This window comes from Enterobacter sp. 342 (assembly GCF_036663495.1).
GTDB lineage: Bacteria > Pseudomonadota > Gammaproteobacteria > Enterobacterales > Enterobacteriaceae > Enterobacter.
Genome location: NZ_JAWUEI010000096.1, coordinates 1 through 1,874 on the forward strand (window position 1 = coordinate 1; position 1,874 = coordinate 1,874).

At 52.3% G+C, this 1,874-nt stretch carries 3 protein-coding genes; all 3 read left to right on the top strand.

The annotated features are described in order from the left end of the window. Window positions 1-32: 32 nt before the first annotated feature. Complete coding sequence (locus V6E55_RS25325; RefSeq protein WP_316944115.1) at window positions 33-1,052, top strand: replication protein; 1,020 nt, start codon at window positions 33-35, stop codon at window positions 1,050-1,052. Beyond that, a complete protein-coding gene (locus V6E55_RS25330; protein WP_316944116.1) occupies window positions 1,052-1,645 on the top strand; it encodes a DUF6475 domain-containing protein in 594 nt (197 codons plus the stop codon). The genes V6E55_RS25325 and V6E55_RS25330 overlap by 1 nt, the downstream gene beginning before the upstream one ends. Continuing rightward, a partial coding sequence (locus V6E55_RS25335) for a transcriptional regulator (RefSeq protein WP_316944117.1) occupies window positions 1,642-1,874 on the top strand: 233 nt, incomplete at its 3' end. The genes V6E55_RS25330 and V6E55_RS25335, both read left to right, overlap by 4 nt.

Sequence of the window (1,874 nt, forward strand, 5' to 3'; positions counted from 1 at the left end):
ACACTGTGTTACGCCAAGTAACGGGAGTAATTATGGCAAACACCGCCAGAGTAATCAAATTCCCTGCGCAACAACCGGCGCAGCAGGAGAATCGCATGGCAGATCTGGAAAATGGCTATCTTCGCCTTGCTAACCAGATTCAGGATGCCCTGTGTTTCGTAGAGCTTTCGGGGCGTGAGTTCCGCGTGCTGAATGCTATTGTTCGCCTGACCTATGGCTGGTCCAAGAAAGAAGACCGGATCACCAACAGCCTCATTGCCGATAAAACCAGACTTGACGTTAAGCACGTTTCTGAAGCTGTGCTCAGCCTGGCTTATCGTAAAATTATCAAGATGCGCAGAATCGGGCAGATACGTTACATCGGGATTAACACTCTCCTGGATAGTTGGGCTTACACAAAGCCAAAATGTGCAAAGTGCCCGGTTAGTTTTCCGGTTGCTGAAGTTGTAACGCAGGTTATTACCATCCCTGAAAACAGGGATAGAAAAATAGCCTCCAAAACCATCCCTGAAAACAGGGATAGCCATCCCCAAAAACAGGGAGAGGTATCCCTGAAAACGGGGAACACCAAAGACATTATTTCAAAGACAAATATAAAAACAGATCTAACCCCTATAGTCCCCACGGGGGACGAGTGTGAAAAACCAGTTGTTGATGATGCTGCTCAGGACGAACCGAAAGCCGATCCGGTCAGGAAGGTTTTCACTCACTGGCAAACAGAACACCACCACCTGTCTGCAAAGCTGGATGACAAACGGCGCAAGCGCATCAAGGCCAGACTGGCTGAAGGTTTCACCGCAGATGAACTCTGCCGGGCAATATCCGGGGCCAAAGGCGATTCCTGGCTTATGGGCAAGAACCCTTCCAAAAAACTCTACGACGGTATCGACACTATCCTGCGAGACGCTGCGCAGGTCGAGAGACTCCGTGACCTTGCTGGTGACGAGCACGCTATGGCGGTCGCACAAGGCCAGTACTCGGCAACCACTGCTCGCAACCTCGAAACCCTCCAGCGCTGGGCTGGCGGCACTGATTCAGGAGAGCTTTTCTGATGAACGACTCTGAAAAACCTAAATTCGCTCAGTCCATGGCGGCGATCGGTGAAATCTACGGGAAGGATATTTCCGAAGTGATGATCGGGATTTACTGGAATGCGCTGAAGTCATACCCGGTTGAAGACGTGATGCGTTCTTTCCAGGGACATACACGCGATACCGACAATGGGCAGTTCTTCCCTAAGCCAGCTGATCTCCTGCGCCATATCGAGGGCAACAAAGACGGCAAAGCGCTTCTGGCATGGTCGAAAGCGTACAAGGCCATTTGCAGCTACGGCCGCCGGAATAGCGTTGTGTTCGACGATCCAACCATCCACGCCGTAATTGCCGACATGGGTGGCTGGATTGAGTTTGCTGGAATGAGCGAAGAGGAATTGCCATTCAAATCACGTGAATTTGAAAAGCGCTATCGCTCGTACCTGATCACCGGCGTCAGCAAATGCGAAACGGTGATGATCGGGATGGATGATGCGCAGAACATGCGGGCTGGTTTCCAGCGTGAGCCGATGCCGTTCCTGATTGGCGAAAAGGACAAAGCCAAACTCATTCGCAACGGACAGGCGTTAATCGAAAACAGGTGGAGCGCATGACCATAACAATCCGTGAGCAGGTGCTGGCAGCCCTGCGTAATAACCCGGGCCTGAACAGCGTCAAGCTGGCAGGACTTATCGGTATGGACACCAAAAAGATATCCGGGACGGTGAGCACGTTGCTGGCCGACGGCCTGATCAGCTGCGAAGGCAAATACGGCCAGCGCCTGTACAGCCTGACCAGTTACGGCATGCGCTTCGCCCCTGACACGATACCGGGCATGAAGCA

Coding starts and splice junctions, on each gene's coding strand:
- V6E55_RS25325 (WP_316944115.1), top strand. CDS start 33: ATGGCAAACACCGCCAGAGTAATCAAATTCCCTGCGCAACAACCGGCG.
- V6E55_RS25330 (WP_316944116.1), top strand. CDS start 1,052: ATGAACGACTCTGAAAAACCTAAATTCGCTCAGTCCATGGCGGCGATC.